This window comes from Cryobacterium sp. SO2, assembly GCF_026151165.2.
GTDB lineage: Bacteria > Actinomycetota > Actinomycetes > Actinomycetales > Microbacteriaceae > Cryobacterium.
The window spans coordinates 1,916,117-1,939,107 of the sequence record NZ_CP117849.1; the positions used below are offsets into that span (position 1 = coordinate 1,916,117).

Annotated in this window: 22 protein-coding genes and 3 tRNA genes; 15 read left to right on the plus strand and 10 right to left on the minus strand. The window is 67.5% G+C overall.

From position 1 onward, the window contains the following. Positions 1-6: 6 nt before the first annotated feature. Positions 7-79, plus strand: a tRNA-Asn gene (locus BJQ94_RS08805). Positions 80-191: 112 nt separating this feature from the next. Beyond that, on the plus strand, positions 192-1,067 hold the full coding sequence (locus BJQ94_RS08810; protein ID WP_265401132.1) for an ATP-binding protein: 876 nt from the start codon (positions 192-194) through the stop codon (positions 1,065-1,067). 9 nt (positions 1,068-1,076) lie between these two features. Here the strand turns inward: BJQ94_RS08810 and def are convergent, their stop codons facing one another. Continuing rightward, positions 1,077-1,643, minus strand: coding sequence for a peptide deformylase (gene def, locus BJQ94_RS08815; RefSeq protein WP_265401131.1), 567 nt, complete (start codon positions 1,641-1,643; stop codon positions 1,077-1,079). Between the two features lie 39 nt (positions 1,644-1,682). On the opposite strand from def, the gene BJQ94_RS08820 reads away from it, so the two are divergent. The 5 genes from BJQ94_RS08820 to BJQ94_RS08840 all read left to right on the plus strand — a co-directional run bounded on the left by BJQ94_RS08820 (position 1,683) and on the right by BJQ94_RS08840 (position 6,853). Next, a complete protein-coding gene (locus BJQ94_RS08820) occupies positions 1,683-2,597 on the plus strand; it encodes a DMT family transporter (protein ID WP_265401130.1) in 915 nt (304 codons plus the stop codon). Between the two features lie 232 nt (positions 2,598-2,829). Continuing rightward, positions 2,830-4,077 carry a glycosyltransferase gene (locus BJQ94_RS08825; protein WP_265401165.1) on the plus strand — a complete coding sequence of 416 codons (1,248 nt, stop codon included), beginning with the start codon at positions 2,830-2,832 and terminating at the stop codon, positions 4,075-4,077. A 33-nt stretch (positions 4,078-4,110) separates the two neighbouring features. Next, positions 4,111-4,184 (plus strand) — tRNA-Ile (locus BJQ94_RS08830). A 152-nt stretch (positions 4,185-4,336) separates the two neighbouring features. Beyond that, positions 4,337-5,038 carry a hypothetical protein gene (locus BJQ94_RS08835; protein ID WP_265401129.1) on the plus strand — a complete coding sequence of 234 codons (702 nt, stop codon included), beginning with the start codon at positions 4,337-4,339 and terminating at the stop codon, positions 5,036-5,038. Positions 5,039-5,092: 54 nt separating this feature from the next. Next, complete coding sequence (locus BJQ94_RS08840) at positions 5,093-6,853, plus strand: bifunctional 3'-5' exonuclease/DNA polymerase (RefSeq protein WP_265401128.1); 1,761 nt, start codon at positions 5,093-5,095, stop codon at positions 6,851-6,853. Here the strand turns inward: BJQ94_RS08840 and BJQ94_RS08845 are convergent, their stop codons facing one another. Continuing rightward, positions 6,854-7,453, minus strand: coding sequence for a helix-turn-helix transcriptional regulator (locus BJQ94_RS08845; protein WP_265401127.1), 600 nt, complete (start codon positions 7,451-7,453; stop codon positions 6,854-6,856). 230 nt (positions 7,454-7,683) lie between these two features. Between BJQ94_RS08845 and BJQ94_RS08850 the strand changes: the two genes are divergently transcribed. Continuing rightward, the gene (locus BJQ94_RS08850) at positions 7,684-8,205 is read left to right on the plus strand and encodes a DUF3145 domain-containing protein (RefSeq protein ID WP_265401126.1); all 522 of its coding nucleotides are present in this window, start codon (positions 7,684-7,686) and stop codon (positions 8,203-8,205) included. 46 nt (positions 8,206-8,251) lie between these two features. Here the strand turns inward: BJQ94_RS08850 and BJQ94_RS08855 are convergent, their stop codons facing one another. The 6 genes from BJQ94_RS08855 to aceE form a co-directional block, all read right to left on the minus strand. Further along, entirely contained in the window at positions 8,252-9,487 is a 1,236-nt protein-coding gene (locus BJQ94_RS08855; protein WP_265401125.1) for a beta-ketoacyl-[acyl-carrier-protein] synthase family protein, read from the minus strand. 127 nt (positions 9,488-9,614) lie between these two features. Next, positions 9,615-9,863 (minus strand): acyl carrier protein, encoded by a 249-nt coding sequence (locus BJQ94_RS08860; protein ID WP_022883990.1) that lies wholly within the window; start codon positions 9,861-9,863, stop codon positions 9,615-9,617. Between the two features lie 62 nt (positions 9,864-9,925). Beyond that, positions 9,926-10,927, minus strand: coding sequence for a beta-ketoacyl-ACP synthase III (locus tag BJQ94_RS08865; RefSeq protein WP_265401124.1), 1,002 nt, complete (start codon positions 10,925-10,927; stop codon positions 9,926-9,928). 29 nt (positions 10,928-10,956) lie between these two features. Continuing rightward, entirely contained in the window at positions 10,957-11,877 is a 921-nt protein-coding gene (locus BJQ94_RS08870) for an ACP S-malonyltransferase (protein WP_265401123.1), read from the minus strand. Between the two features lie 104 nt (positions 11,878-11,981). Further along, complete coding sequence (locus tag BJQ94_RS08875; protein ID WP_265401122.1) at positions 11,982-13,139, minus strand: helix-turn-helix domain-containing protein; 1,158 nt, start codon at positions 13,137-13,139, stop codon at positions 11,982-11,984. Positions 13,140-13,189: 50 nt separating this feature from the next. Next, a complete protein-coding gene (gene aceE / locus BJQ94_RS08880) occupies positions 13,190-15,916 on the minus strand; it encodes a pyruvate dehydrogenase (acetyl-transferring), homodimeric type (RefSeq protein ID WP_265401121.1) in 2,727 nt (908 codons plus the stop codon). A gap of 244 nt (positions 15,917-16,160) precedes the next feature. Here aceE and BJQ94_RS08885 point away from each other — a divergent pair, with 244 nt between their 5' ends. The 5 genes from BJQ94_RS08885 (at position 16,161) to BJQ94_RS08905 (ending at position 18,730) form a co-directional block, all read left to right on the plus strand. Continuing rightward, complete coding sequence (locus BJQ94_RS08885; protein WP_265401120.1) at positions 16,161-16,628, plus strand: peroxiredoxin; 468 nt, start codon at positions 16,161-16,163, stop codon at positions 16,626-16,628. Positions 16,629-16,693: 65 nt separating this feature from the next. Further along, a tRNA-Val gene (locus BJQ94_RS08890) sits at positions 16,694-16,769 on the plus strand. An 89-nt stretch (positions 16,770-16,858) separates the two neighbouring features. Then, a complete protein-coding gene (locus BJQ94_RS08895; RefSeq protein ID WP_265401119.1) occupies positions 16,859-17,590 on the plus strand; it encodes a GAF and ANTAR domain-containing protein in 732 nt (243 codons plus the stop codon). Between the two features lie 7 nt (positions 17,591-17,597). Next, positions 17,598-18,308 carry a GAF and ANTAR domain-containing protein gene (locus BJQ94_RS08900; RefSeq protein WP_265401118.1) on the plus strand — a complete coding sequence of 237 codons (711 nt, stop codon included), beginning with the start codon at positions 17,598-17,600 and terminating at the stop codon, positions 18,306-18,308. 83 nt (positions 18,309-18,391) lie between these two features. Beyond that, positions 18,392-18,730, plus strand: a complete 339-nt coding sequence (locus BJQ94_RS08905) for a hypothetical protein (protein ID WP_265401117.1) — start codon at positions 18,392-18,394, stop codon at positions 18,728-18,730. Positions 18,731-18,750: 20 nt separating this feature from the next. Here the strand turns inward: BJQ94_RS08905 and BJQ94_RS08910 are convergent, their stop codons facing one another. Further along, entirely contained in the window at positions 18,751-19,611 is an 861-nt protein-coding gene (locus tag BJQ94_RS08910; protein ID WP_265401116.1) for a universal stress protein, read from the minus strand. Next, positions 19,608-20,504: a universal stress protein gene (locus BJQ94_RS08915; RefSeq protein ID WP_265401115.1), complete on the minus strand. Its 897-nt coding sequence runs from the start codon at positions 20,502-20,504 to the stop codon at positions 19,608-19,610. The genes BJQ94_RS08910 and BJQ94_RS08915 overlap by 4 nt, the downstream gene beginning before the upstream one ends. A gap of 139 nt (positions 20,505-20,643) precedes the next feature. Between BJQ94_RS08915 and BJQ94_RS08920 the strand changes: the two genes are divergently transcribed. Together BJQ94_RS08920 and BJQ94_RS08925 are read left to right on the plus strand one after the other, a co-directional pair. After that, on the plus strand, positions 20,644-22,362 hold the full coding sequence (locus BJQ94_RS08920; RefSeq protein WP_265401114.1) for a GAF domain-containing protein: 1,719 nt from the start codon (positions 20,644-20,646) through the stop codon (positions 22,360-22,362). Then, a complete protein-coding gene (locus tag BJQ94_RS08925) occupies positions 22,362-22,991 on the plus strand; it encodes a response regulator transcription factor (RefSeq protein WP_265401113.1) in 630 nt (209 codons plus the stop codon). The genes BJQ94_RS08920 and BJQ94_RS08925 overlap by 1 nt, the downstream gene beginning before the upstream one ends.

The window sequence follows — 22,991 nt, forward strand, 5'->3', positions numbered from 1 at the left end:
ACGCATTCCTCGATAGCTCAATTGGCAGAGCAGCGCACTGTTAATGCGCAGGTTCTTGGTTCGAGTCCAAGTCGGGGAGCGAAAAGGCCACTAGGGGCTCCACCCCCGGTGGCCTTTTTTGTGTCTGACAGCGGGTCGCCCCCCGGCGCTGGCCGCTAGTCTGATCCCGAAGAAACCGAAAGGTGGCCGTCGTGTTTACCTGGCAGAGCCTCAGCGCCGTCCTGTTCGTGCTTACCGTCGCCTTCCTGGTGCTCTGGCTCGTCGCCGTGTCCCGGCGGCGCCGCAGCCGCTTCGACCGCTCGTCCGCCGAGCGCGTGCGCATCGACCTCGAGTTGTCTCTCGCCGAGCAGCACGGCCGCCTGGCGATCATCCGCGAACTGCAGGACATCGCCGTGCTCTCGCTCGCCCGCCTGATCACCAGGGCCGAAGGCGCGCGCTACGCGGCCGAGAGTGACCCGTCGACCGCCGTGCGGGCCGCCACAGGCCTCGTCGAAGACGGCAGGGTCACACTGGCCGACCTCCGTCGGGTGCTGACGATCGCCCGGGAGGGCGAATCCATCCAGGCGAGACAACCGGGGCTGCAATCCGCCCGTAACCTCTTCGGTGTCATGCGCGATGCGGGCCTGGCCGTCGAGGTCACCGAGTCCGGCGAACGCTTCCCGCTCAAGCCCGGCGCCGAACTCGCGATCTACCGGATCCTGCAGAGCGCGCTCGGTAACGCGCTCAAACACGGCGGAGCGGGCACAGAAGCCAGGGTCTCGTTCACGTGGACGCAGGACGGCCTGCAGCTGCTCATCGACGACGACGGGATCCGGGCCGCGGCGCGGAGGGCGAGTTCGAGCGCCACTGACTTCGCCGCCAGGACGGCGTACACCATCGACGACGACCTCAAGGCGCTGAGCGAAAGCATTTCAGGTGCCGGGATCACCCAGATGCGGGAACGCGCCCAGCTCTTCGGCGGCATCTTCAACGCCGGAACCGTGCCAGGTGTGGGATTCTCGGTCTCGGCCGTGTTCCCCTCGCTGCGCTTCCACAACGGTGTGCACGGCGTGAACCTCTCGCGCTGACCTCTGAGTTCAGCCTTCGAGGTCGTCGACGCCGGGAAGCCAGTTCAGTCCGGGAACGCCCCAGCCGCGCTTGCGGCTCACCTTCGCGGCGATCTTGGCGTAGTGGTGCTCAAGCCTGTCGACGTACAGGGTGCCGTCGAGGTGATCGAACTCGTGCTGGAAGATCCGGGCCAGCCAGCCCTCAGCGTGGATCTCGAACGGCTTCTGGTCCAGGTCGACGGCCCGCAGGATCGCGGACCCGGCGCGCTGCAAGGGGAAGCGTTCGCCGGGGAAGGACAGGCAGCCCTCCACGTCCTCGTCCTCGTCGGCCTCCATGGCCGGCACCGGGGTGATCCACAGTTCGGGGTTGATCGCGACCCCTCTGGTCTCGATCTCGTCGTCGTCCAGGTAGCTGAAGGTGAACAACCTCAAGCCCACACCCACCTGGGGGCCGGCGAGACCGACGCCGGGGGCGGCATCCATGGTCTCGTACATGTCTCGCACCAGCTCGCGCAGGCCGTCGTCGAATTCGACGACGGGTGCAGCGGGGGAGTGCAAGACGGGTTCGCCTGAAATTACTATCGGTCGTACGGCCATTCAGCAAGGATATCGGCTAAATCTCGATAGTCTCGTTGAGTGACTCCCGACCTGACAGACCTGGCTGGGGAGATCGCGATCGATCCGCGCCAGGCAATTGGAATCCCGCTCGCGCTGATCGGGGCGGTGTTCCTCTCGCTGGGCGCACAATTCCAGCACCGCGGTGTGACCAAGGTCGAGGCGCACACCGTCGAGGTCACCGGCGGATTGAACGGGCGGCAGCTGTTCCTGCTGCTGTCCAGGCCCTCCTGGGTGTTCGGCACTCTCATGCTCGGCCTTGCCATCGTCTTCCAGCTCACCAGCCTGGCCTTCGCTCCGCTGATCGTGGTGCAGCCGCTCGGAGCGGTGGCCCTCGTGATCACGGCGGTCCTGAACGCCAGGGTGAGCAAGGTCAAACTCAACCGGGCATCGGTCATCGCCATCGCCATGTGCGTCGGCGGCGTCGGGCTGTTCGTCACCGTCGCCGCGTTCACCGCGGTAGACAAACCCGTCACCGACGCGAACCTGGTGACCATCCTGATCGTCCTCGCCGTGGTGCTGATGGCGTTCGCCGTCGCGTTCATCATGCTCCGCACCCGGTTCCAGGCGATCTTCTACATCATCGGCGCCGGCGTCCTCTACGGTTTCGTCGCCACCCTCGCCAAGGTCATCATCAACCGCACCCAGAACGGCAACTTCGAGTGGCTCACCCTGGTCTGCGTCGCGGGCCTGCTCCTTGCGGCCGCGTCCGGCGCGTACTTCGTGCAGAACGCGTATTCGTCCGGCCCGCCTGACCTCGTGATCGCCGGACTCACCGTGATCGATCCGCTGATCGCGGTCGGCATCGGCATCGTCGTCCTCGGCGAGGCGTCGCAGGCGCCGGCCTGGGCCGCGGTGCTCTTCGTCCTCGCGGGAGCCGTCGCGATCTGGGGTGTCTTCGTTCTCGCGAAGCACCATCCGCAATCGCACAGCTGACCAGAGGTTTTCGCCATCCCGCCTCGCCTGGGGGCTCCCGTAGCGCTGGCGGTTTAGAATAAGGTGCTAACACACCTCGACGGCGAGTTTCGTCGATACCCAGACTTCGTGCCGGACGACCATCCCCGGCCCACCTACGTAGGGACAACGCCACTTGTGCGCTTCATCTGATTTACCGGGCAGTTCGCCCGACCGGGTCGCCCCGGTCGAGGCGGCGCCGATCCGCGTCCTGATCGCCGCAGACACTTTTGCGCCGGACGTGAACGGTGCTGCGCGGTTCGCAGAGCGGCTCGCCGCCGGCCTCGTCTCGCGCGGTCACGTCGTGCAGGTCATGGCTCCGGCCCCCACCCGCAAGCACGGCACCTGGACCGAAGTGCACGAGGGCGAGTCGATGACCGTGCACAGGCTGCACAGCTGGCGCTGGCGCCCGCACGACTGGCTCCGGTTCGCGCTGCCCTGGATCGTGCGCAGCCAGAGCCGCGCCATCCTCGACTCGTTCCAACCCGACGTTGTGCATTTCCAGTCCCACATCGTGGTCGGCCGTGGAGTGGCCATCGAGGCACAGAAGCGCGGGATCCGCATCGTCGGGACCAACCACTTCATGCCGGAGAACATGCTGCAGTTCTCGCTGGTGCCGAAGGGCTTCCAGGACCAGCTGGTCAGAGCCCTCTGGAAGGACGCCGAACACACCTTCAAGCGCGCCGAAGCCGTGACGACCCCGACCCGCAGGGCGGCCGAGTTCCTCGAGAAATACACCGGCCTGACCGGCGTCCAGGCGATCTCCTGCGGCATCGACGCCGACAACTACTCGCCCAGCTTCACCCCGCGCACCGAGAACCGGATTCTCTTCGTCGGCCGGGTCACCGGTGAGAAACAGATCGACGTCCTCGTGCAGGCTGTCGCGCTGCTCGATCCCCTGCTCGATGCCCAGGTGGAGATCGTCGGCGGCGGTGACCAGCGACGCAACCTGGAACACTTGGTCGACACGCTCGGCATGACCGGACGGTTCACCTTCACCGGCTACGTCACCGACGAGGAGCTGCGCGACGCCTACTCCAGGGCCACGGTCTTCGCGATGCCGTCCATTGCCGAGCTGCAGAGCATCGCGACCATGGAGGCCATGGCCTCCGGCCTCCCCGTCGTCGCCGCCGACGCCATGGCGCTGCCCCACCTCGTGCACGACGGTCAGAATGGCTATCTGTTCGAGCCGGGAAGCGCCCAGGATCTCGCCGACAAGCTGACCCGGGTGCTCACCCTGTCGCCGGACGACCTCACAGCGCTCAAACGAGAATCGTTGAAGCTGATCGAGGCGCACGACATCAAGCGCACGCTGACGACCTTCGAGCGGCTCTACCGCGGTGAGCCCCTGACCGATCAGAACGGCTCCGCGCAGAACGCTGCAGCACAGAACGCTGCAGCACAGAACGGCGGAGCACACGCGCAACCGCCCGTTCTGGACCCGACGCCCACCCGCGACTGAACCGGCCCTCCGCCCGTTACGATGGTGGGGCACGGGGTGGTAGCTCAGCTGGTTAGAGCACGCGGCTCATAACCGCACGGTCACGGGTTCAAGTCCCGTCCACCCTACCGATGGCCCCCAGACAGGGCCGCCCAGGCCGCAATTGGGTAACTAATTCCCCGATTGGGCCCAGCGACGACGCGATAGTGGCCGGAAGAGGCCCCGATCTATGCCACTATATGAACAATTATCTGCACACCCTTACCCGAAAGTAGCTGCCATGCCCGGATGGTTTGCCCCTCGTAAGCGCGCGTCCCGCACCGTTCTCGTCGGGGGCCTTACCGTCCTCGCGCTCGGACTGAGCGGATGCAGCACGTTTGCACCGCTCCTGGGCACCCAGCCCGTCCAGCAGAACGTGTCGGTGAGCACCCCGACCCCCACGCCCACCCCCGAGCTCGTGTTCGACTCCGTCTTCACCGACATGGGATCCATCCACCCCACCCTCACGATCGGTCCGGAGCTCGAGCTCGAACTCGACATGTGGACCGAACAGAAGACCCACGAGTGGTACACGGAAGGCGAAAAGCTCTTCTCCTTCGTGATCAACGTCTACGACGGTTCCGTCCCCGCAGACGCGCCGTTCGACACCAAGCGGCACGTGTACATGTCGAATATCTCCGTGACGGCCACCACCACGACCACCAGCGGTGCCAGCGTGTCCCCGTTCGTGCTCGACACCGACCCGTTGCTGGTCACCCTCGACCCCGAGGCGCTGCGCTCGGACAAGGGCCTGCTCATCACGTCGCCGAAGGGCGGCTTCCAGCTGGAGTCGAACGAGATCGGCGACGTCAGCTCGGACACCTACGGCGTCACACTCGACTTCGCCATGACCATCTCCACTGAATCCGTCGCGGGTGGCGGTCAGTACACGACCCAGATCGTGCACGTTCCCGTGCCCGTCGCCATCTTCCCGACGACCTGATCCTGACAGCCTGATCGGCGTCCCCGGACGACGGCGGTAGACCAGACTGGAACCGTGTATATTCTGGTGACCCGAACCGGGTCGGAGCGGTTCCGGGTCAGGGCCCTCGACGAGCACGGCGCACCGGACGGGTCGGAGCAGACCCTGTCCGTCGAGGGTTTCCGCGCCTTCGCGGCCGACAGCGAGCACCTGCTGCCGCGCTGGGTGTGGGAAGACACGGCCAGGATCTACCCCGTCCTGCTGGCCGGGGGACTGCGGGTCAGGCGGGCACACGACCTGCGCCTCTGCCATGCGATCCTCCGCCTGTCGGAGGCGACGGCAGGCAGTCCTCTGGCGAATGCGCCGGCTGGGCGCTGGGACCTCCGCGCCCCGTCAGCGGCCCCGCAGTCAGCCGTTGCGCCCGGGGGAGCCACCCTGTTCGATCTGGACGACGGTGCGACCGGCCTGGACGCCCCCGATGACGGCTCGGCGGCGCAGACGGATCCCGACGACACCCTGACGGAATTTCAGGGGCAGCTGTACGCCGTGCAGAGCTGCGCCGAACCCGGCCGGGTGCGCCTCCTCCTGGCGGCGGAGTCTGTCGGTGCGCTGATCGCGGCGGAGATGCAATTCGCCGGCCTGCCCTGGCGGAGTGCGATCCACGACCGGTTGCTCACCGCAGAGCTCGGACCGAGGGTGGCTCCGGGGCAGCGTCCAGAGCAGCTTGAACTCCTGGCCACCCGCATCCGAACGGCCCTGGGTGACGAGACCGTGAACCCCGACTCGCCGCCAGAGCTGCTGCGCGCGCTCAACCGCGCCGGCGTGGCGGTCGCGACGACACGCGCCTGGGAGTTGGAGAGGCTCGAGCACCCGGTGATCGAACCGCTGTTGCGGTACAAGAAGCTGGCCAGGCTGCTGAGCAACAACGGCTGGTTCTGGATGGAGAGCTGGATCGTGCGGGATCGCTTCCACCCCGAGTACCTGCCCGGTGGCGTGGTGACCGGGCGGTGGGCGACCAGGGGAGGCGGTGCGCTGCAGCTGCCCCGGCAGGTGCGCGGGGCCGTGGTCGCCGACGAGGGCTGGACCTTCGTCGTGGCGGATGCCGCTCAACTTGAGCCGCGCATCCTGGCCGCGCTCTCGCGGGACACCGACATGGCTGCAGCCGGACGCGGCACCGACCTGTACGCCGGCATCGTGGCGAGCGGCGTCGTCGAAACCCGTGCGCACGCCAAGGTGGCCATGCTCGGGGCGATGTACGGTGCAACGTCGGGGGAGAGCGGGCGGCTGCTGCCCCGATTGGCGCGCGCGTATCCGCGCGCCCTGGCTCTGACCGAGGCCGCCGCCAGAACCGGGGAACGCGGCGACGTGGTGAGCACCAGGCTCGGGCGGTCCTCGCCCCGCCCCGGCGCCGCCTGGCAGGACGACCAGGGCAGGGCCTCTGAGGCCGGTGCGACGGCCGGCGACGAGCGCCGCGCCCGCAGCCAGGCCAGGGACTGGGGCCGGTTCACGCGTAACTTCATTGTGCAGGGCAGCGCGGCCGAGTGGGCCCTGTGCTGGATGGCCGAGATCCGGAAGGGGCTGTGGGAGCTGCCCGCTGCGGCCGACGCCGACGGGGAGCGTGGCGAGAGCCGGTCGAACCCGTTCGCGGCCGCCCCGCACCTGGTGTTCTTCCTGCACGACGAGGTCATCGTGCACACTCCGGCGGCGCTGGCGGATCAGGTCGCGGCCGTGGTCACGGCGGCGGCGGCGACGGCCGGCCGGTTGCTCTTCGGCGACTTCCCGGTCGACTTCCCGCTCACCTGCGTGATCGTGGACAGCTACGCCGACGCGAAGTAGTCAGGCGGCACCGGAGCCCGTCAGCGTCGGCCGGCGGCCGCGTCTGGGCCGCACCAGGCTCAACTCGCGGTGCAGTCGGTTACCGGCTGGGCTCTGCACCAGGTCACTGACGCTGTCGAGCCAGGAGACGGCCGCGAGGGCCTGAGCACTGTCGGCCACGGCGCTCAGCGCTGACTGGCCACTCGCGGCGTGGCCACCGACTGCTCCGCCACTGTCCGCTCCTCCACTGTCCGAGGCCCTGATCGACCAGGCCTCACGGTACTGCCGGATGATCACGGTGAGGTCGATATGCGGCAGCGACGACGCAATCAACACCCTCTCGAGCATCTCATCCCAGTCATCGCCCGTCGGACTGGACGTGGCGTGCAGCCAGTCCATCGCCTCTGCCCGACCAACGACGGTCAGCCGGTACAGGGGCAGCCCGTCCGGGGTGCTCCCCGCTGACTCGACGACGCCCTGCCCGGTGAGGCGCTCCAGGGTGCTGTAGATCTGGCCCACATTGACGCTCCGGCGTCCGGCCGTTCGAGCCTGGAGCTCGCCGTGCAGCTGGAAGCCGTAGGCCGGCCCCATTGTGAGGATCGCCAGGAGTGAGCTGCGCACGGACACGGGGCCTCCGATAGTAAAGATATACCGAATATACATAATTCAGGGTCGTATCTCCAACCGGCCGCTCATTGCGATTTCCCGGGCTGGTGGGGCATAATTCAGCTAATACCGCTCCGCCGGATCGTGTTCCGCGGATTCCGGGTTGTTGCATCGAAAGTTGGTGCATGGTTCGAGAACGTTGGGGAAGACGCACCTCGAACAACATCCAGGGAACGGAGAACACGATGACGGCACCCCACACTCGTCTGGCACCGGCAGCACGGGGAGTTTTGTATGTGCACTCGTCCCCGCGCGCCCTCTGCGCGCACGTCGAGTGGGCGGCGAGTCGTGCCCTGGGTGAACCGGTCAGTTTCGACTGGAGCGAGCAGCCCGTGCTTTCGGGCGCCCAGCGTGCCGAGTTCTTCTGGGAAGGCCCGGCAGGCACGGGGGCGGCCCTGACCTCGGCGCTTCTGGGCTGGGATCACCTGCGCTTCGAAGTCACAGAGGACCCGGGACCGGGGCGTGACGGCGGCCGCTGGCTGCACACCCCGGCGCTGGGCATCCACTTCGCCCAAACCGACACCGCCGGAAACATCGTGCTGCCGGAGGACCGCCTGCGGGCGGCCATCGCGGCGGCCGGGACGGACACGGTGGCACTGCACCGTGAACTCCATGCCGCTCTCGGGCAGGCGTGGGACGACGAGCTGGATGTCTTCAGGCACGCGAGCGACTTCACCAGCGTCGTCTGGTTGCACAGGGTGGGCTGACCGGTCCCGGGGGACCGGTCAGCCAGAACCGGCTGGGCCGAACGGGTTAGACCGAGCGGAACGCGACGACGGCGTTGTGGCCGCCGAAACCGAACGAGTTGCTGATCGCCAGGAGGTCCCCGGAGCCCAGGGCCCGCGGCGACGTGACGACGTCCAGCGGGATGGCCGGGTCCTGTTCGGTCAGGTTGATCGTCGGCGGAAGCATCCGCTCTGACAGGGCCTTGACGGTGAACAGAGCCTCGATCGCGCCGGCGCCACCGAGAAGGTGGCCGGTGGAGGCCTTCGTCGCGGAGACCGGGATGCCCCCGAGCAGGTCGCCGAAGACCCGCTTGAGAGCGTTGTACTCGGCGATGTCACCGACCGGGGTGCTCGTGGCGTGCGCGTTGATGTGGGAGACATCGGACAGATCTGCGCCTGCGTTGCGAATGGTCTCGATCATGGCCCGGGCCGCAGCGGACCCCTCGGGGTCTGGAGCGGTGATGTGGTACGCGTCGCTGGTGATCGACCCGCCGAGGAGTTCGGCGTAGATGTGGGCTCCGCGTGCCAGGGCATGCTCTTCCGTCTCGATGACGAGGGCGGCCGCGCCCTCGCCGAGCACGAAACCGTCGCGGCTGATGTCGTAGGGGCGTGACGCTGTCGCCGGGTCATCGTTGCGCTTGGACAGCGCCTGCATGGCCGCGAACGAGGCGATCGGGAGGGGGTGGATGGCCGCTTCAGACCCGCCGGCGATGACGACGTCCGCGAGACCGGCCTGTAGCCGGTTGTAGGCGTTCACGAGGGACTCTGTGCTCGAGGCGCACGCTGAGACCACTGTGGTGATCCCGGCACGTGCGTGCAGGTCCATCCCGATCGCGGCTCCGGGGCCGTTCGGCATGAGCATCGGCACCGTCATGGGCAGCACGCGCCGCGGGCCGCGTTCGCGCAGGGTGTCCCAGGCGTCCAGCAGGGTCCAGACGCCGCCGATGCCGGTTGCCCAGTCGACGGCGAGCCGCTCAGGCTCGACCTCCGGCATTCCGGCGTCGGCCCAGGCTTCGCGTCCGGCGATGAGCGCGAACTGGCTGGACGGGTCCAGCCGCTTGGTCTCGTGCCTGGCGAGAACCTCGATCGGACGCACCCTCGCCTGCGCGGCGAAGGTGATGGGGAGCTGGGTGCGCTCAACCCATTCGTAGTCGAGGGTGGAAGCGCCGGACTCGCCGGCGAGGAGGGCGTTCCAGGTGTCTGTGGCTGTGCCGCCGATGGGCGATGTGGCACCGAGGCCGGTGACAACGATTTTTTTGGTCATAACAACGACTCTCCGTCAGAACGTGCGCGTGCGAGAACGTGCGCGAAGCGAGGTGGATACCCCGGTTGGAGCGTCCCTGGAGAACGGGCCGGCCGGCAGGAGCCGACCGGCCCGTTCGGGCGTGGACCTAGTCCTGGGCCTTGACGATGAACTCGACGGCGTCGCCGACGGTCTTGAGGTTCTTGACCTCTTCGTCGGGGATCTTGACGTCGAACTTTTCCTCAGCGTTGACGACGATGGTCATCATCGAGATGGAATCGATGTCCAGGTCGTCGGTGAACGACTTGTCCAGCTCAACCGTGTCGGTTGCGATGCCCGTCTCGTCGTTGATGAGCTCGGCCAGGCCGGCAAGAACTTCTTCGGTGGACAATGCCATGTTGTTTCTCCTTGGGGGGTGTCTCGTTTGACCGAGACTCAGTTTAGAGGGACAGGGGGAGGCTACGGCAGCACAACTACTTGCGCGCCGTAAACCAGGCCGGCTCCGAAGCCGATCTGGAGGGCGAGACCGCCGCTGAGCTCGGGGTGTTCCTCGAGCAGGCGGTGGGTGGCGAGGGGGATCGACGCGGCCGAGGTGTTCCCGGTCGTGGCGATGTCGCGGGCGATGACCACGGACTGGGGCAGTTTGAGCTGCTTGGCGAACTCGTCCACGATGCGCATGTTCGCCTGGTGGGGGATGAACGCGGCCAGCTGGTCGGCGGTGATGCCCGCTGCGGCAAGGGTCTGCTTGGCGATCTTGGCCATGTCCCAGACGGCCCAGCGGAAGACGGTCTGGCCCTCCTGGCGGAGCGTGGGCCATTCCTTCTCGCCGCGGCGGTACTCCTGCAGGGTTCCGTTCATGCCGACGGCGTCCGCACGGCCGTCCGAGCCCCAGACCGAGGCTGAGATGCCCGGGTAGTCGCTCGGGCCGATCACCACGGCGCCGGCGCCGTCGCCGAGCAGGAACGAGATGCTCCGGTCGGTGCCGTCGACCATGTCGGAGAGCTTCTCGGCGCCGATGACCAGCGCGTAGTGCGCTGCTCCGGACCTGATCAGGGCGTCGGCCTGGGCCACACCGTACGCGTAGCCGGCGCAGGCTGCGTTCAGGTCGAACGCGGCGGCCGGGACTGCACCGATCCGTTCGGCGAGGACGGCGGCCATCGACGGGGTCTGACGGCCATTGCTGATGGTGGCGATGATGATGGCATCGATCTGCGAGGCGTCGATGCCGCTCTTCTCGATTGCTTCGAGCGCGGCGGTGGTCGCCAGGTCGACGGCCTGCACGTCCTGGCTGGCGCGGGTCCGGGTGATGATCCCGGTGCGCTGCTGGATCCACTCGTCTGACGAGTCGATCGGACCGACCAGGTCGTCGTTGGGCACGACGAGGTCGCCGCGGGCGGCGCCGACGGCGAGGATTCTGGTGTACTGGGCGCCCTGCGACTGCAGGAGCTGTGGCTGTGTCATACGTCTCTTCCGGTGGGGCTCTGGCTGAATCAGGCCTGTTGGTCGATCAGATCGAATGCGGCGGGCAGGTCGTCCGGGGTCTTGATGGCCACGCTGGGAATGCCCCGGAGGGCGCGCTTGGCGAGTCCGACGAGAGCACCGGCGGGGGCGACCTCGATGATCCCGGTGACTCCGGCCTCGGCGAAGGCCTGCATGCACAGGTCCCACCGTACCGGGGACGAGACCTGGCCGACCAGCAGGTCGAGGAAGCCCGACCCGTCGGAGACCAGCGTGCCGTCCCGATTCGTCCACAGCGGAAGGGTGGGGTCGAGGGGGGAGAGAGTGCCGGCCACCTCGGCCAGGTGCTCCACGGCTGGAAGCATGTATCGGGTGTGGAACGCTCCAGCGACCTGGAGCGGAACGATGCGGGTCTTGGCCGGCGGGTCGGCGGCCAGCGCGGCGAGGGCGGTCAGTTCTCCGGCGACCACGATCTGTCCGCCGCCGTTGAAGTTGGCCGGTTGCAGGCCGAGTTCGGTGAGCCTGGCGAGCAGTTCGGCTTCGTCGCCGCCGAGGACGGCGCTCATTCCGGTGGGGACGAGGGCGGCTGCGGCCTTCATGGCCCGGCCGCGTTCGCCGACGAAGGTGAGCGCGTCTGCCGTGCTGAGAACGCCGGCGCCGGCGGCCGCAGTGATCTCGCCGACGGAGTGTCCGGCGATGCCGCCGATGGCGGCGCGGCGGCCGTCGGCGAAGAGGGCGTCGAGTGTCAGCAAGCCGGCGGCGACGATGAGGGGCTGGGCCACCGCGGTGTCGCGGATCGCGTCGGCGTCACCGACGGTTCCCGCCGAGATGAGGTCGGTGGACGATTGCTGCGACATGGTACGCAGGTGCTCGGCGTACTCCGGGTTCTGCAACCAGGGTTCGAGGAATCCGGGCGTTTGTGAGCCCTGACCGGGACAGACGACAACAAGCATTCCCTAAGTCTCCCAACTTGGAACGGACAGCGTGTGTGGACAATCTACCGACTCTTCGCAAGACCTTTGTGTGAATGCGCAAAGTGGGTGTGCGGCACGGACCGTCAGCGCCGCCGACTGGAGCCGTCGTGGTCGCTGATCGATCCGATGATCAGGGCGGCCTGGAGGATCAGTGCCTCCCTGGCGCCTGTGGCGTCGTATCCGATCACCTCTGACACACGTTTGAGCCGGTAGCGCACGGTATTGGGATGCACGAACAGCTCCCGCGCGGTGGCCTCGAGGGATCGCCCGTTGTCGAGGTAGCACCACAGTGTCGTCAGCAGTTCGGTCGAATGAGCCTGCAAGGGCCGGTAGATGCGGTGGATGAGGGTGGCGCGGGCGAGCGGGTCGCCGGCCAGGGCGCGTTCAGGCAGCAGGTCGTCGGCCTGAACCGGCCGCGGGGCATTCCGCCACGACCTGGCGACGGCGAAACCGGCCAGGGCGGCCTTGGCGCTCTTGGAGGCGTCGACGAGGTTAGGCACCTCGTGACCGAGCACCAGATGGCCGGGGCCGAAACTCGGCTCCAGCTGCAGGGCGATGTCCATGAAACTGAGGGTCGCGCCGGCCGCCTCGTCGGACTCCGGGCCCTGCGGGTGCGCACGACCGATCACGAGGACCAGCCTGTTGCCCTGCACGCCGATGAGCACGTCGGCGGTCATGTGTCTGGCCGAGCGGCGCAGCTGGTCGACGTCGAGCATCTTGGGCGTTGTGCCCACCAGGACGCAGACCTCGCCGTGGCCGTGCCAGCCGAGAGCCGCGATGCGGCTGGGCAGCTCGTCGTCGTATTCGCCGCTGAGGATGGAGTCGACCACGAGCGCCTCGAGCCTGGCGTCCCACAGGCCGCGCGCCTCGGCGGCGCGGGCGTACACATCCGCCGCGCCGAAGGCGATCTCGCGGGAGTACAGCAGGATCGCTTCGCGGAGGGTCTCTGAGCCGTCCTTGACCCGCTCCTCGACGACCTCGACTGTCACCCGGATGAGCTGCAGGGTCTGCTGCAGGCTCACCGAGCGCAGCAACTCCCGGGGGGCGGCACCGAAGACGTCGGCCGCGATCCACGGCGTGGACCGGGGGTCGTCGTACCAGGAGATGAAGGAGGTGATGCCGGCCTGGGCCACCAGGCCGACGGCGGACCGCCGCCCTGGTGGCATATCGCCATACCAGGGCAGCGTGTCCTCGAGTCGTTTCAGCGTCGCCGTGGACAACTCACCCGAAATCGTGCGCAACCAGGTGAGGGTTTGTTCCTTAGTCTTCGGCGCCGCTGCCACGTCGTCGGTTAGCTCTCGCCACCGGCCGAGCCGGTGTTGCCGGCTGACACATCGTGCAGGCTGTACTTGTCGATCGCCTGCTGGATGACGCTGCGGTCGAGTTCGCCGCTGTTGGCCAGCTGCTGCAGGGTGCGGACCACCATGGACGGACCGTCGATCTTGAAGAACCGGCGAGCTGCCGGACGGGTGTCGGAGAAACCGAAGTCGTCGGCGCCCAACGTCGCGAAATCGCCCGGGATGAACTGGCGAATCTGGTCGGGTACGGCGTGCATGAAGTCGGAGACCGCGACGAACGGACCGGCCGTGTCGGCGAGCTTGTCCGTCACGTACGCCGTGCGCGGCTCCTCGTTCGGGTAGAGGAAGTTGTGCTCCTCCGCCGCGAGGCCGTCCCTGCGCAGCTCGGCCCAGGACGTGACCGACCAGACATCGGCGGACACACCCCAGTCCTCGGCGAGCAGGGTCTGTGCCTCGAGTGCCCAGGGCACTGCGACGCCCGAGGCCAGCAGCTGCGCCTTGGGGCCCGCGACCGTGGACTCCGAGACCCGGTGGATGCCGCGGATGATGCCATCGACGTCGACATCGGCGGGTTCGACGGGCTGCACCTGCGGCTCGTTGTACACCGTGATGTAGTACATGACGTTCGGGTCGGTGTGGGTTCCGCCGTACATCCGCTCGAGGCCGGAGCGCACGATGTGCCCGATCTCGTAACCGAATGCGGGGTCGTACGACACGACGGCCGGGTTGGTCGACGCGAGCAGTGGCGAGTGACCGTCGGCGTGCTGCAGGCCCTCACCCGTGAGGGTGGTGCGGCCGGCGGTAGCGCCGATCATGAAGCCACGGGTCATCTGGTCGCCTGCGGCCCAGATGGCGTCGCCCGTGCGCTGGAAGCCGAACATGGAGTAGAAGACGTACACCGGGATGAGCGGCTCACCCTGGGTGGCGTACGACGTGCCGACGTTCGTGAAGGCGGCGAGGGCGCCGGCCTCGTTGATGCCGACGTGGATGATCTGGCCCTGCGGGCTCTCCTTGTAAGCGAGCAGCTGGGCGTGGTCCACGGAGGTGTAGTGCTGGCCGTTGGGGTTGTAGATCTTCGCGTTCGGGAAGAAGGCGTCGATGCCGAAGGTGCGGGCCTCGTCGGGGATGATCGGCACGATGCGGTGGCCGAAGTCCTTCGAGCGCAGCAGCTCCTTGAGCAGCCGGACGAACGCCATGGTGGTGGCGATCTCCTGGGTACCTGAGCCCTTCTTGGTGACCGCGTAGGTCGAGTCGTCCGGCAGGTTGATCTGAGTGTACTTGGAACGACGCTCCGGCAGGTATCCGCCGAGTGCCCTGCGGCGCTCGTGCATGTACTGGATCGCCTCGTCGTTCTCGCCGGGGGTGTAGTAGGGCGGCTGGTACGGGTTCGCCTCGAGCTGCGCATCCGTGATCGGCACGTGCATGCTGTCGCGGAACGTCTTGAGGTTGTCCAGCGTCATCTTCTTCATCTGGTGGGTCGCGTTGCGGCCCTCGAAGCTCGGGCCGAGGCCGTAGCCCTTCACGGTCTTCGCGAGGATGACGGTCGGCTGGCCCTTGTGCTCGGAAGCGGCCTTGAAGGCTGCGTAGACCTTGCGGTAGTCGTGCCCGCCGCGCTTGAGGTTCCAGACCTCGTCGTCGCTGTAGCCCTCGACGAGCTTGAGCGCGCGCGGGTCGCGACCGAAGAAGTTCTCACGCACGTAGGCGCCGCTCTCGGCCTTGTAAGTCTGGTAGTCACCGTCAGTGGTGACGTTCATCAGGTTGAGCAGGGCGCCGTCGGTGTCGCGGGCGAGCAGGTCGTCCCACTCGCGGCCCCAGACCACCTTGATGACGTTCCAGCCGGCGCCGCGGAAGAAGCTCTCCAGTTCCTGGATGATCTTGCCGTTGCCTCGCACCGGGCCGTCGAGGCGCTGCAGGTTGCAGTTGACGATGAAGTTGAGGTTGTCGAGGCCTTCGTTGGCGGCGACCTGGAGCTGTCCGCGGCTTTCGACCTCGTCCATCTCACCGTCGCCGAGGAACGCCCAGACCTGCTGGTCGCTGGCGTCCTTGATACCGCGGTTGGTCAGGTAGCGGTTGAGCTGAGCCTGGTAGATCGCGTTGATCGGGCCCAGGCCCATCGACACAGTGGGGAACTGCCAGAACTCCGGCATCAGCCGCGGGTGCGGGTACGACGAGATGCCGTCGGGGGCGTGCGACTTCTCCTGGCGGAAACCGTCGAGCTGGTTGGCGCTCAGGCGGCCCTCGAGGAACGCGCGGGCGTAGGTGCCGGGGGAGGCGTGGCCCTGGATGAAGATCTGGTCGCCGCCGCCCGGGTGGTCCTGGCCGCGGAAGAAGTGGTTGAAGCCGGTCTCGTAGAGGGCGGCCGACGACGCGTAGGTCGAGATGTGACCGCCGACGGCGATGCCGGGGCGCTGGGCGCGGTGCACGAGCACGGCGGCATTCCAACGGATCCAGGCACGGTAGCGCCGTTCGATGTCTTCATCGCCGGGGAACTCAGGCTCGTTGGCCGAGGCGATGGTGTTGATGTAGTCCGTGGTGGGAACCATGGGCACGTTGAGGTGCAGTTCCTTGGAACGCTTGAGCAGGCTCAGCATGATCTCGCGCGCGCGGCCGGGGCCGTTGGCGGCGACGAGCGCATCGAGCGATTGGGACCATTCGGATGTCTCGTCCGGATCGGCGTCCGAGTTATCCATGGAGTAGGGGTCCTGGTCGTTGACAGTCACACTCGACCTCTTTCTGTAGGGCAGATCGTGTGGGGGAAGGATCATGCCTGGTTAGGCGTGCCGGACAGAGCTAGGTCGGGTCACGACCGAAAGGCACCACGTCAGCCTAGTGATTCTTGCTGGGAAGCGCGTACGGGATGCTGAGTGTGCGCGGCTGGGCCGTGTTGGTGATGCCTCATCGGGCAGCTAGGCTGCACTCTCGGATTCAGCCATCGTTCCCCGATGGCCGGAAAGGACACGCACCATGGCTCTGGAGAATGACACCCAGGCACCCGATTTCGAGCTCGTCAGCCAATTCGGTGAACGCATCCAGTTGAGCCGGTACCGGGGTGAGAAGTCGGTCGCACTGGTCTTTTTCCCGCTGGCGTTCTCCGGCATCTGCAGCGGCGAGCTCTGCGAGCTACGCGACAATCTCGCGTTGTTCGCAGACAACAGTGTCGAATTGATCGGGATTTCGGTGGACTCCCGGCACACGCTGCGCGCCTGGGGAGACCAGGAAGGCTACGGTTTCACGCTGCTGGCCGATTTCTGGCCGCACGGCGCCGTGGCCAAGGAATACGGCGTCTTCCTGGAGGACAAGGGTTTCGCGAACCGGGCGACGTTCCTGATCGACACCAACGGAATCATCCGGGCGAGCTTCATCACCGCCCCGGGCGAGGCACGTTCCCTCGACGCGTACCGCGCTGCCCTCGACGAACTGCAGCCGGCCTGATCCGTTTCCGGCCGGCCTGAATAGCCGGTAGGGTTGTTTCATCCTGTTCCGGCGCTGCCGGCCCGGGGCCTTTAGCTCAGTTGGTAGAGCGCCACGTTTACACCGTGGATGTCATCGGTTCGAGCCCGGTAGGGCCCACCAGCGATAGACGGTGCCAGCTCATCGGATCAACAGATCAGTTGCGAGGTCACACATGGCACCACAGCGGCAGACGCCGATCGGGCATGCGCATGTCTGACCGGCTCGCCTTCGGCGCCGCGGTGGAAGAACTCTCGATGGCCTTCGAACGCCGCACGAGCCTGTGCCGGCCGTTTCTGCGCGTGCTTCCCGTCACCGGTGCGGCAATCTCCACGCTCGGCCCGCCGTTCGGCACCGAAACCGTCTGTGCGAGCGATGCGGACGCCGCTCGGATCGACGAGTTGCAGTTCGATCTCGGCGAAGGCCCGTGCTGGGACGCCATGACCACGAGGCGCCCCGTGCTCACCGCGGACCTGCGCACCGCGAGCCCGCGCTGGCCGTTGTTCCGTGAGGCCCTGGGCACCAGCCAGGTCGGCTCGCTGTTCGCCTTCCCGCTCTCACTGGGGTCGCTCAACATCGGTGCGGTCGACCTGTACTCCCGCACCGTTGGCACTCTCACGGATGCTCAGGTGGAGGACGCGACGACGCTGTCCGGCATCTGCGCCAGGCAGGTCATCCGCCGCACCCTCGCCGACCTGCCGAGCCACGGCGTCGTGGACGGGGAGGCCGGTGACGGCTTCTCCCGCCGCGAGGTGCACCAGGCGACGGGCATGGTTCTCGCCCAGCTCGGTGTGACGGCAGCCGACGCCCTGCTGATCATCAACGGCTTCGCGTTCGCCAGGGGGCGTTCGGTGCGCGAGGTGGCCGCCGACATCGTCGCCCGCCGGATCGATTTCGCCGGCGAATGGTCCGACCCGTCTGAGTCCCCGCCCGAGTCATTATGATGGTGTGATGGCGACCAAGACCCGTGAAGGCCAACTTGTCGAGGCCTTCGTGACGCTCGCCGACACACTCGTGGTCGGCTACGACCTCGTCGACCTGTTGCACACCCTGGTGTCGCACTGCGTTCCGCTGTTTGAAGCCTCGGCCGCGGGGATCATCCTCACCGACGACGAGGAATTCGAGGTGGTCGCGTCGACGAACGAGCGCAGCCGGCTCGTCGAGATCCTCCAGCTGAGGAGCGGCAGCGGGCCCTGCGTCGAGAGCGTGGTCACCGGGCACGCCGTCGCCGTACCCGACATCGACGCGTCCGGACCCAAGTGGCCGCGGTTTCGGGATGGCGCCCTCGAGCAGGGATTCGCGTCGATGTTCTCGGTCCCCATGCGGCTGCGTGCGACCACGATCGGGTCGCTGAACCTGTTCTGGGATCGCACCGGCGGGCTGCCGGAGGCCGATGCCGCGACGGTCCAGGCGCTCGCGGACGTGGCCACGATCGGCATCCTGCAAGAGCGGGCCCTGCGGGAGAGCGACGTCGCCCGGCAGCAGCTGCAGTATGCCCTGAGCAGCCGGGTCGTGATCGAACAGGCCAAGGGAGTCGTCGCATACACGCGCTCGGCGACCATGGACGAGGCCTTCACGATGATCCGCCAGCACGCGAGGTCGAACGGGCTGCCCCTGGCCGAGGTGGCCGCGAAAATCGTCAACGGAGACCTCGCGATTTAGCCTCCGCGGACATAGTATGGCGATAAGGCCCCAGACCCCGGCTGCACTACGTGTCCATTCTCGTCAGTTCGCAGGGGTACACCATGAAACGCATTTATCATCCAGGGGGCTCGTTCGTCACCGGCAGCGACCTCGCCGACGCGGTTATGCTCTACGCCGAGGCGCTGGGCAACCGGCAGAAAACTGACATCGTCGATATCCCGGTGGTCGCCGAGGACGGCGGCCGGGGCCGGGCCCAGATCCTCATCGGCGCCTGGAGCCAATTGGTCAGCGTCACCAGCGCGGATGGTCTCAGCGAATTGATTGACATCCAGACCACCGATCTGCTGAAGGACAAGGTTCGCGCCGGGTCCCTGTCTCCGGCGCTGTCCTGGGCCGGAGCACCACAGGGGTCGCCGCAATTCGACGAATTCGACTACTGACCCGTTACAGATCCTGAGACTCAGACGCTGACAGTAGAGGCCAGCGACGCCGACTCGCTGGTCGCGGCCGTGCCCCTGGCGATCAGCACGGGCACGTTGATGTTCATCAGAACGTCGTGCGTGACCGATCCGATCAGCGCGTTCTCCCCGTGCCGGGCCGAAACGCCCAGGATGAGCAGGGCGGCGTCGAAGCTGGCATCGAGCAGAGCCTCCGCGGGATCACGATGGGCCACCCGGCGGCGCACCGTGATCCGCGACGCGGTGGCGGATGCCACGGCGGCTGCATTGAACAGCAGCCGTGCGGTCTGCGGGCTGCGGTCCTCAGTGGCGTCCGACCGGCCAGGGGGAGCGTAGACGAGCAGCAGGTCCTGGTCGAGCCGGTCGGCCTCTTGGGCGCCGATCCGCACCGCGGGAACGCAGCCGTCGCTACCGTCGACGCCGACGACCACGTCGTGGCGGGAGTCCAGGGTCGTGTCGGGAACGATGGCCACGGAGCAGCGCGCTGCCGAGGCGATCTGCACGCTGCGGGAGCCGAGCACTCGGCCGCGCAGGAATCCGGTCTTGTGGGTGCCGACGATCAGGAGGTCCTCCGGCCGGGGCAGGCGGGCCAGTTCCCAGGCAGTGCCGCCGTGCACGATCCGGGTGGTGAGAGTGACCCCGGTGTGCAGCGCCGCGACCCGTTCGGACTCCTCGGCGAGGAGTTCCCTGGCCTGGCGTTCCGCATCAGCCGCGGCATCGCGCCCGACCAGACCCCATTCGTCGTCGACGGTGTTGACGAGCACGACGGCCGCGTTACGTTCGGCGGCTCGGCGCACTCCCCAGCGGAGCGCGGCGCGACTCGGGCCAGACCCGTCGACACCGATGTAGTACGTGGCGCTCATCGGGACGCCCCTGTCAGTTCGGTCTCGGCAGCCCGCCGGCCGCGCGGAACGACCAGCACCGGGCAGGGCATGTTGAGCAGGACATCGTGGCTCACCGATCCGAGGATCAGACCGGCCACCGCCCCGCGGCCGTGGGTGCCGACCACGAGCGCGGCGGCAGAGCTGGCGACCTCGACGAGGGCAGGCGCTGCAGCGCCCTGCATCAGCACGGTGGAGGCGGGGAGGGTCGCGTGGCTGGACCTGACCCGGTCCAGTGCCCGCGCCAGGATCTCGTCGTGAGCTTCGATCAGGGCGTCGAACGGAACTGAAGCGCCGAAGTCGACCCCCAGTGTGGCCGGAATGGACCAGGCATGCACCAGCTTGAGGGGCACGGAGAGAACCGCGGCCTCGGCCGCGGCGACGGCGAGCGGGGCATCCATGGCGACATCGTCCTCGATACCGACGACAACACTGTCTCCGACAACGTCGTCCTCGCCGGCGACCCAATCCGCGGGAATGACGGCGACGGTGCACAGTGCATGCGCGGCCAGCCGGAGGGGGAGCGTGCCGTGGACGGCGCCGACGAGGACACCGGTCTTGTTCGTGCCGATCACGATCAGGTCGGCCTCGGCGGAGGCGCGCACCAACTCGTCGACAGGTACCCCTCGACGCACGATGCTGGTGGCCTTCAGTTCGGGAGATTGCTGCTCGACGTAACGGGCGGCGTCCGCGAGTGCCCGCTCATAGGCCGGCTGGAAATCATCGGCAGGGGCGCCCACGGGCGACCAGCCGAGTTCGACGACGGTGGTCAATTCGAGGCGGAGGGGCACTGTCCTGGCTCTGGCCAACGTCCAATCCAGCGCTGCGCGACTGGCGGGGCCCCCATCGACGGCTACGATCACTCTCTCAACCATGAGTTGATCTCCAGTTCTTCCCGGGTGCGCCGGGAGATGTCACGCATCCAGAATGCGCTGGTCCCCTAAACTGCGAAAGGGCCGAAGGTCCCAGTCAGGTACACTTTGGGCTAGCGCGAACCGAAAGGGGACGTATTCTGTGACCGTTCCTGAGACCAGGCTTTCGTTTCCCGACGGACCCAGGTCAGCTCTCGATCAGGCTCTGTCTGAACTCGTCCTCAACGCCCAGAAGGTGCTCGCCACCCAGGGCCGTCTTCGCAGCCTCCTTCAAGCCAGCCAGGCCGTGGTGGAAGAGCTCGACCTCGCCGCCGTCCTCCGCCGCATCGTGGATGTCGCCGTCGACCTCGTCGGCGCCCAGTACGGCGCCCTGGGCGTCATCGCGCCGAGCGGCAACCTCGAGCAGTTCATCCACGTCGGCATTCCCGACGAACAGGCAGCGGAGATCGGTCACCTTCCCGCCGGCCACGGCCTTCTCGGCGCACTGATCGACGATCCGCACGCCATCCGGCTCACCCACCTGGGCGAAGACTCACGGTCCTCCGGGTTCCCGGCGCACCACCCGCCCATGGACAGCTTCCTCGGCGTGCCCGTTCGCGTGCGCGGTGAGGTCTACGGCAACCTCTACCTCTCCAATCAGGCCTCCGGCGCGTTCAGCGAGGAGGACGAGGAATTGCTGACCGCGCTGGCCGCGACAGCGGGAATCGCCATCGACAACGCCAGGCTCTTCGATGAGACCCGGCGCCGTCAGCGCTGGTCCGCAGCGTCGGCCGAGATCAGCGCCGCCCTGTTGTCCGACCGGGCCGATGCCTCACTCGAACTCCTCGCCGACAGGTTCGCCTCCCTCGCCGATGCCGACCTGGTCTGCGTGGTCCTCGCCGCCGGCGTCGGCACCCTCATCGTCGACACGGCACGTGGCAAGCAGGCCAAGCAGGTGAAGGGGATGGTGATCCCCGCGGCCGGCACCACTGTGGGGCGCGCGTTCGAGAGCGGCCAGCCCATTCTGACCGCAGACGGCGGAGCGAGCCTCGACCAGGCGGACGCCCAGCTCGTCCTCGGGCCCACCATGGTGATCCCGCTGCTCGCCTCTGGCCGCACGCACGGAGTCATGACGGTGTCCAGGTCGACCGGTCGCCCCCGATTCACAACGAGCGACCTGGAGATGGCGGCGGACTTCGCCGGTCAGGCCAGCGTCGCACTGGAGCTCGCCAGGGGCCGCACGGCCGGGCAGAAGCTCGCGCTGCTGGAGGACCGCAGCCGGATCGCCAGGGACCTGCACGACAACGTGATCCAGCGCGTCTTCGCCGCCGGCATCGGTCTGCAGGCCATCAGCGGGTCCGTCGACGACCCTGAGGTGCGCGAGCGCATCATCGAGGAAGTGGTCGCGCTCGATGTCGCGATCGTCGAGATCCGCACCGCCATCTTCGCCCTGACGGCGCAGACCAGCCGGGATCGCGGCTCCATCCGACACCGCATCATCGACTTGCTGAGCGAACTCGCCTCCCTGTTCGAGCAGACCCCGCGTCTGGTCTTCACCGGCCCGATCGACCTCCTCACGCCGCCGGAGATGTCAGACGACATCGCCGCGGTCATCAGGGAGGGCCTGATGAACGTCGTCAGGCACGCCCAGGCCACCGAAACCGTCGTGAACCTCAGCGTGGCAGACGACCTCGTCGTCATCGAGGTGGTCGACAACGGGGTCGGCGTCGTTGAATCCGACCGACGGAGCGGGCTGGCGAACCTGGCCGCCCGCGCCGCACAGTGGGGCGGAGACGTCGTGCTCGAGAACCGGGCCAGGGGCGGCAGTCGACTACGCTGGACCGCCCTCATAGAACCTGAACCTGTACGAAAGGAATCGTGATGATCCGAGTCTTCCTGGTGGATGACCACGAGGTCGTGCGACGCGGAATCGCCGACATGATCAACGCCGAACCGGACCTCGAGGTCGTCGGCGAAGCGTCGACGGCGCGGCAGGCCGTGGCCCGCGTGGCCGCGACCGTGCCGGATGTCGCTGTGCTCGACGTGCGGTTGCCCGATGGCAGCGGAATCGACGTGTGCCGCACGATCCGGTCGGCGAACCCCGTCGTGCAGTGTCTGATGCTCACGGCGTACGACGATGACGAGGCGAGTTACTCCGCCGTCCTGGCCGGGGCCGCCGGCTACGTGTTGAAGGATATCCGCGGGCAGCACCTCGTCGAGTCGATCCGTCGCGTCGCGAGGGGGGAGTCCCTCGTGCAGAAGGCCGTCACCCGAAAGGTCGTCACGGAGCTGACGGGGACCGCGGCGGACTCGCCGACGTCCAACCTCACCACGAGGGAGCGTCAGGTGCTCGAGCTCATCGCAGAGGGACTGACAAACCGTCAGATCGGCGACCAGCTCGACCTGGCCGAGAAGACCGTCAAGAACTACGTCTCCGGCCTTCTCGCCAAACTCGGGATGGCACGGCGGACACAGGCTGCCGTGTACGGCGCCGGCCTGCGACCGCGGTAA

What these genes read in the sequence shown, in the direction of transcription:
- BJQ94_RS08910 (WP_265401116.1), bottom strand. Translation starts at nt 19,611, where the DNA reads ATGAGCGCCACGTACTACATCGGTGTCGACGGGTCTGGCCCGAGTCGC.
- BJQ94_RS08835 (WP_265401129.1), top strand. Translation starts at nt 4,337, where the DNA reads ATGCCCGGATGGTTTGCCCCTCGTAAGCGCGCGTCCCGCACCGTTCTC.
- BJQ94_RS08850 (WP_265401126.1), top strand. Translation starts at nt 7,684, where the DNA reads ATGACGGCACCCCACACTCGTCTGGCACCGGCAGCACGGGGAGTTTTG.
- BJQ94_RS08915 (WP_265401115.1), bottom strand. Translation starts at nt 20,504, where the DNA reads ATGGTTGAGAGAGTGATCGTAGCCGTCGATGGGGGCCCCGCCAGTCGC.
- BJQ94_RS08905 (WP_265401117.1), top strand. Translation starts at nt 18,392, where the DNA reads ATGAAACGCATTTATCATCCAGGGGGCTCGTTCGTCACCGGCAGCGAC.
- BJQ94_RS08925 (WP_265401113.1), top strand. Translation starts at nt 22,362, where the DNA reads ATGATCCGAGTCTTCCTGGTGGATGACCACGAGGTCGTGCGACGCGGA.
- BJQ94_RS08885 (WP_265401120.1), top strand. Translation starts at nt 16,161, where the DNA reads ATGGCTCTGGAGAATGACACCCAGGCACCCGATTTCGAGCTCGTCAGC.
- BJQ94_RS08900 (WP_265401118.1), top strand. Translation starts at nt 17,598, where the DNA reads ATGGCGACCAAGACCCGTGAAGGCCAACTTGTCGAGGCCTTCGTGACG.
- BJQ94_RS08865 (WP_265401124.1), bottom strand. Translation starts at nt 10,927, where the DNA reads ATGACACAGCCACAGCTCCTGCAGTCGCAGGGCGCCCAGTACACCAGA.
- def (WP_265401131.1), bottom strand. Translation starts at nt 1,643, where the DNA reads ATGGCCGTACGACCGATAGTAATTTCAGGCGAACCCGTCTTGCACTCC.
- BJQ94_RS08870 (WP_265401123.1), bottom strand. Translation starts at nt 11,877, where the DNA reads ATGCTTGTTGTCGTCTGTCCCGGTCAGGGCTCACAAACGCCCGGATTC.
- BJQ94_RS08860 (WP_022883990.1), bottom strand. Translation starts at nt 9,863, where the DNA reads ATGGCATTGTCCACCGAAGAAGTTCTTGCCGGCCTGGCCGAGCTCATC.
- BJQ94_RS08855 (WP_265401125.1), bottom strand. Translation starts at nt 9,487, where the DNA reads ATGACCAAAAAAATCGTTGTCACCGGCCTCGGTGCCACATCGCCCATC.
- BJQ94_RS08895 (WP_265401119.1), top strand. Translation starts at nt 16,859, where the DNA reads ATGTCTGACCGGCTCGCCTTCGGCGCCGCGGTGGAAGAACTCTCGATG.